Origin of the sequence: Spirosoma sp. (assembly GCF_048594605.1) — a bacterium.
In the GTDB taxonomy this organism is placed as follows: Bacteria; Bacteroidota; Bacteroidia; order Cytophagales; family Spirosomataceae; genus Spirosoma.
Map to the genome: position 1 here is coordinate 1 of NZ_JBMDWV010000389.1, position 6472 is coordinate 6472.

The window sequence follows — 6472 nt, forward strand, 5'->3', positions numbered from 1 at the left end:
TTGTCTGGACTTACTCGCTGCCAACCCCGCAGCGCATACTCAAAAACAGACTTCTGCAGGCCGGTCTGACTTAGCCGAAGTGTGTCGTATACGTCGAGATAAGGAATGAATTTTTCGTGTTTAGGAGCGGCAACTGGCTTAACGACGGCAACGTTACGGTTGGGTTTGTATCCGGTGCTGACAAAATAAAGAAGGACAGCAGCAACCAGAAGCAAAAAAACATTCTTCATACTTGGACAAGCAGGCGTTTGTGGAAGTTAATGAGGATGTATATTAGTAAACAGTCAATTTGGCGTTTTAATTCGGTGAAGATAGTATATTTCGCTCAATCCATGCACATGACTCCCTACGAACAAGCCGTCCAGACAGAACTGACCCGTTGGCAGCAGGCCATGCAAAAGCCGCCATCAACGTTTGGACGATTTTCTACCGCACTACAACGTCGGATTAACCGGATTATCCCCGACAAAGTACACGCTGTTATTACGGCCACGATCAAGCAAATGACCCGGGCTGTTTTGTTTGGGGCCGAATTCTTATCGCGTCAGCCCGTAGCTGGGCAAACGCTCATTGAGCGCGATGCGGCCGTAGCGCGCCGAATTGAATTTTACAAAAAAACGAGTGCTGCCGAAGGGGGCGTAACGGGCGCCGGAGGCTTTCTGCTCGGTCTGGCCGATTTCCCGATTCTGCTGGCGCTAAAGATGAAAATGTTATTCGAGATCGGCAGTCTGTATGGTTTCTCCGTCAATGACTATCGTGAACGGGTATTTATTCTGTACATTTTTCAACTGGCGTTTTCGAGTCAGGAAAGACGGCAGGAGGTGTATCAATACGTAGCAAACTGGCCCGAGCACAGCCGTCAGTTACCCGACGACATTCACCAGTTCGACTGGCTTCGGTTTCAGCAGGAATACCGCGATTACATTGACCTGGCCAAAATGGCGCAACTTGTTCCGGGCATCGGGGCCGCCGTGGGGATTGTCGTTAATTATCGTCTGGTGAATCAGCTCGGACGTACCGCCATGAATGCGTACCGAATGCGCCTGCTGGCCGAGGACAAAGCGTTACTTACGAAATAACGGGTTCGCTCATTGATAAACTCAGTTGCTGACCCGTTTGTATTTTTCAATAATTATGCGGTCGATGCTCAGTTTCTCTACTTTTTCGATGCCTTTTTGAATCAACGTATCGCCGGAGATTTTAACGACAAACTCAAATTTGTTGCCTTCCCAATTCTTGTCTGTGAAATAATCCAGATTCTCGGTATACGTACTGTCGACCAAGGTGTATTTTCCTCCGCCTGCTGTAAATTCATTCGACGAATCTTTGGGCACATTTAGCTTGTGATTTAAAAAAGCAAAGTGCGTGGGGTTAATAATTTTAATCATTTTATGGCTCGGATCGAAGGTAGAGAAGGTTGAGTCCTTTTCTGTAGTCGTTGCCGAAACCAGTTCCCATGTCCCGATAATTGGGACGTCCGGCTGCCTGGTCTGACAACCGAATACCGTGGTTACGAGCATGACCCAGCCAGCTAAATAGTACAATTTCATAGAACAATCAATTAAGATTTCAGGATACACGAAACAAAGAAGACTAGACGTAGCAATTACTCAGTTGCACTAGTGTTCAGGCGAATAAGATAGTTAATACAATTCTATTTTTTCTGGATAAAGTCATAATAAAATACTTCTTCTTATCTTCCATGCTAAAAACCGTTTACCATGGAACAACTCTACCGAATTCCCCCTTCATGCTTACGTAGCAGCAGGCTAGTGCTCATAGCGAGTCTGTTGGCAAGTACCGTTCAGGCACACCATGTCCGGGACGTAGTGATCCCACCCAATCTGAATCCGGCAGTCCTGATTGTAAATGCCGATGAAACTATTACGGGCACCGTAGCCGACGAAACCGGCGCAGGCATACCCGGTGTGAGCGTCGTTGTGAAAGGAACGCAGCGCGGTACCACAACAAACGCCGACGGACGTTATACGCTTACCGTACCGAATCGGTCGGCTATGCTGGTGTTTTCCTTTGTCGGTTACATCTCGCAGGAAATTACACCGGGCAGTCAGAACACGATCAACGTAGTACTCAAAGCCGATCAGAAAACCCTGAACGAAGTGGTAGTTGTCGGGTATGGCGTGCAAAAGAAAGCCAACCTGACCGGCGCGGTCGATATGATCACGAGCGACGTATTCGATAACCGCCCCATGACGAACTTGAATCAGGGTCTTCAGGGCGTTTTGCCGAACCTCAATATCAAGATGGGCGACGGCAAACCGAACCAGGCGCCTAGCTTCAACATCAGGGGCACTACGTCGATCGGGCAGGGTGGTAGTGCGCTGGTGCTGATTGATAACGTAGAGGGCGACCCGAGTTTGCTGAATCCTAATGATGTGGCCAGCATTACGCTGCTGAAAGATGCGGCTTCGGCGTCGATTTATGGCGCAAGGGGCGTGTTCGGGGTTGTGCTCATCACAACAAAGGTGCCAACGGTGGGTAAAGTAAACGTAAACTATTCCAGCAATTACTCGTTCAAAAGCCCAATTGCCAAGCCCGATCTGGTGACTGATGGCTATACCTGGGCCTCAATGTTTGCGGAGTCGTTTGTCAACTTTGGCGGTACGTTCCCGCAGAATGCCAACAAAACGCTCAAATTTTCGCAGGCGTACCTGAATGAGGTAAAACGACGGTCGGAGGTGGGCGGACTGCCCGAAGTCGAAATCGATCCGGCTACCGGCGAATACGTGTATTACGGCAATACCGCCTATTACGATCTGTTGTATAAAGATCGTACGCATGCCGTTGAGCAAAATCTGAGCATTTCGGGGAGTACCGACAAAGCCAGCTATCTGGTTACAGGTCGTTACTACGGTCAGGATGGGCTGTTTCGCTACAATTCTGACAAGTACCGGATGTTCAATTTCATGGGTAAGGGGTCAGTGCAGGCGTTTCCCTGGCTACGTATCAACAACATGTCGCAGTATTCCGATATGTTTTACCACAATCCGTCGAACGTTGGCGAGGGTGGGGGAATCTGGCGAAATATTGCCGATGAAGGCCACCCGTTATCGCCCCTGCTGAATCCTGACGGCACGCTTACGGCGTCGGCAGCGTATACGGTCGGCGACTTTTACTACGGTAAAAACGGCATCGATAACAACAAGCGGGTTTTTCGAAACACGACCGGCTTTGCGACCCAGTTTTTCAAGGACAAATTCAGAGTTAAAGGCGATTTTACGATTCAGAACACTGATAACAACGACGTAGCAAAAGCCGTACCCGTGCCGTACAGCATCAAACCCGGCGTGATTGCCTATGTCGGAACAACGACAAATTACCTCGGCAATACGTTTCGCGAAACGGCCTACATGACCACGAATTTTTATACGGAGTATGAAAATTCGTTCAAGCAGGATCACTACGTAAAAGCACTGGCTGGGTATAACTACGAACAATCGACGTTTAAACGCCTGATAACGCAACGGAACGGTCTGATTTTCGAGGATGCCAACGACATCAGTCTGGCGCTGGGCCAGGCCATTACAACGACGGGCGGCTGGGAACGCTGGAAAATTCAGGGTGGTTTTGCCCGGCTCAATTACTCGTTCAAAGACCGCTATTTATTTGAAGTCAATGGGCGTTACGATGGCTCGTCAAAATTTCCAGCCAATCAGCGATTTGCCTTTTTTCCGTCGTACTCCTTCGGCTGGCGGCTGTCTAAAGAACCGTTCTGGAAAGTATCCGAACAGCTTATTTCTGATTTGAAATTCCGGGCTTCGTACGGGTCGCTGGGCAACGGAAATATTAACTCATATGCCTATCTGGAGCAATTTGCCATCTCACAATCAGCGCTTATTCTGAACGGGCAAAAACCACAACAAACCCGCAACCCGACCGTCATACCAGAAGGGCTGACCTGGGAAACGGCCACAACCAAAAACATTGGCATTGATCTGTCGATGCTCTCTAACCGATTGAATTTCGTGGCCGACGCCTACATCCGAACCACAACGGATATGTTTACGACGGGGTTGACGCTGCCTGCCGTTTTTGGGGCCGCTTCTCCCAAAGGAAACTACGCGAATCTGGAAACCAAAGGATGGGAAGCCATGCTCTCGTACCGGGATAAGTTTTCGCTCGGTGCCAAACCGTTCAATTTCGATCTTCGGCTGACGCTGGCCGACTATACCGCCGTGGTTACCAAATTCAATAACCCGCAAAAACTGCTGAGCGATTATTACGAAGGGCAGCGGCTGGGCGAAATCTGGGGCTACACAACTGAAGGATTCTTCAAGTCGGCGGAGGATGTGAAAAATAGCGCCAGCCAGAGCCTGTTCCGAACGGCTTCCAGCGGCCTGTGGTTTCCCGGCGACATCAAGTTCAGAGATACCAACGGCGATGGGGCCATTACGCCCGGAACCAGCCGGGTCGATAATCCGGGCGACCGCTCGATTATTGGGAACTCTACGCCCCGGTACTCGTACGGAGCCATGATCGGGGGCGATTGGAATAACTTTTTCTTTTCCGCCTTTTTTCAGGGTGTAGCCAAGCAGGATTGGTATCCGAGTGGCGAAGCGAGCCTGTTCTGGGGGCAATACAACCGGCCGTATGGAGGCATTCCGAAAAGTCAGCTAGGAAATATCTGGACTGAACAAAACCCGGATGCGTATTTCCCACGCTACGTATCGAGGCTGGCCAGCAACGCCAACGGAACGTTAATTGCTCCGCAAACACGCTATCTGCAGAACGTAGCGTATGTGCGGCTGAAAAACATTCAGGTCGGCTATAACCTGCCCCATTCGCTTGTCTCCAGAATTAAGTCGTCGGCGGCCCGTGTGTATGTTTCTGCCGAAAACATCTGGACGGCGTCTCCGCTTTTCAAGCGCACCCGCGATTTCGACGTAGAGAACGCTGTCGCTTCCGATCAGGTATTTAATCCAAACGGAAACTCGGGCGACGCCTACAATTACCCGCTCATGAAAAGTGTAACGGTGGGTCTGTCTGTTACGTTCTAATCCCCTTAAAAAGTCAATCATGAAACTGAATTATATTCTGATACTTCTCGCCACGGTTTTGTGCCTAAGCTGTGATCTGGAGGAAATTCCCGAAGCGACGACGACGAAAGGCCCCATCTTCAGCAGTGAGAGTGGCCTGGTGCTTTACACCAATTCGTTTTATAATATGATGAATGGCAAAAATCTGCACCGGGCCGATGCCATTTCTGACTATCTGGCCCGCAAGGACACGCCACCTTTTATTACCGAAGGCAATTACAGCGCGCAGGTAAGTACGGGCTGGGTCTGGACGGATTTACGGAATATCAATTATTTTATTGAGAACTGTACTGACCCCAAAGTACCCGTGGCCGTCCGGAAAAATTACCTTGGCATTGCCCGGTTTTTCAGAGCCTGGTTTTACTTCGACAAGGTAAAACGCTTTGGCGATGTACCCTGGTTCAGCAAGGCGCTGGACGTATCAGACGCAGAATTGCTCTACAAAGGCCGCGATTCGCGCACGATGGTGATGGATTCGGTACTGGCCGATCTGGATTATGCCTGCCAGAACATCACCACCAATAGCGAACCTACCCGCAGTTTAGTGACCAAATACGTAGCGTATGCCTTCAAAGCGCGTGTCAGCCTCCACGAAGGTACGTTCCGAAAATACCATACCAATTTAGGACTGCAGGGATCGGCCGAAAATCTGCTGAATCAGGCCGCCGTAGCCGCCAAAAAAGTAATCGATGAAGGCGGCTATAAACTCTACGACGCCCTGGGAACCGACAAGTCGTATCGGCAGGTGTTTATTAACCCCGCGCCGGTAGCTACCGAGGTTATGATGTCGGCAGTGCTGGATCTGGCCCTGAACAACCTAAGCGATGCGAACTGGTACTGGACAAGCGGTACGTATGGCGATAAAGCCAGTTTTATCCGAACCTTTGTAAATACGTATCTGAACATCGATGGTACGCCCTTTACCAACAACCCGGCCTACAAAACCATGTTGTTCAAGGATGAGGTGAAAAATCGGGACAGACGGCTTCAGCAAACCATTCGGGTGGGCGATTATAAGCGTACCAACGCGGGGGTGCTGGTGCCATCGCCCCCGTTGTTCTCGTACACGTTTACCGGCTATATGCCTATCAAATGGGCGCTGGACGATATGTATTATGATACTCGCGATCTGAATATCAACTCGGTCAGTATCTTCCGATATGCGGAGGTTCTTCTGGCCTATGCCGAAGCAAAAGCGGAACTGGGTACCCTGACCGACGCCGACTGGGCGCTGACCATTGGTGCCTTACGGAAACGGGCCGGAATCACAGGTGGCCTCACCGCCAAACCTGTCGTGGTTGATCAGTACCTGAAAGCCAACTATTTTCCGGCGATTAATGACCCGGTCATTCTGGAGGTACGTCGGGAGCGCGGTATTGAGTTATGCCTGGAAGGTTTTCGGTTCGACGATATCG

Annotated in this window: 4 protein-coding genes and 1 pseudogene; 3 read left to right on the forward strand and 2 right to left on the reverse strand. The window is 50.1% G+C overall.

Annotated elements, in window-relative coordinates; translation table 11 throughout:
* Window positions 1-230 (reverse strand): annotated as a pseudogene (locus ACOJS8_RS24155) (hypothetical protein); the annotation flags it as partial.
* 108 nt (window positions 231-338) lie between these two features.
* Between ACOJS8_RS24155 and ACOJS8_RS24160 the strand changes: the two are divergent.
* Complete coding sequence (locus tag ACOJS8_RS24160; RefSeq protein WP_420151128.1) at window positions 339-1079, forward strand: EcsC family protein; 741 nt, start codon at window positions 339-341, stop codon at window positions 1077-1079.
* A gap of 21 nt (window positions 1080-1100) precedes the next feature.
* Here ACOJS8_RS24160 and ACOJS8_RS24165 read toward each other — a convergent pair whose 3' ends face one another.
* On the reverse strand, window positions 1101-1550 hold the full coding sequence (locus ACOJS8_RS24165) for a hypothetical protein (RefSeq protein ID WP_420151125.1): 450 nt from the start codon (window positions 1548-1550) through the stop codon (window positions 1101-1103).
* Between the two features lie 171 nt (window positions 1551-1721).
* Between ACOJS8_RS24165 and ACOJS8_RS24170 the strand changes: the two genes are divergently transcribed.
* Window positions 1722-5018 carry a SusC/RagA family TonB-linked outer membrane protein gene (locus tag ACOJS8_RS24170; protein ID WP_420151126.1) on the forward strand — a complete coding sequence of 1099 codons (3297 nt, stop codon included), beginning with the start codon at window positions 1722-1724 and terminating at the stop codon, window positions 5016-5018.
* Window positions 5019-5037: 19 nt separating this feature from the next.
* A partial coding sequence (locus tag ACOJS8_RS24175; RefSeq protein ID WP_420151127.1) for a RagB/SusD family nutrient uptake outer membrane protein occupies window positions 5038-6472 on the forward strand: 1435 nt, incomplete at its 3' end.

Bases quoted from the DNA above. Each gene is read 5' to 3' on its own strand.
- ACOJS8_RS24160 (WP_420151128.1), top strand. From the start codon at position 339: ATGACTCCCTACGAACAAGCCGTCCAGACAGAACTGACCCGTTGGCAG.
- ACOJS8_RS24165 (WP_420151125.1), bottom strand. From the start codon at position 1,550: ATGAAATTGTACTATTTAGCTGGCTGGGTCATGCTCGTAACCACGGTA.
- ACOJS8_RS24170 (WP_420151126.1), top strand. From the start codon at position 1,722: ATGGAACAACTCTACCGAATTCCCCCTTCATGCTTACGTAGCAGCAGG.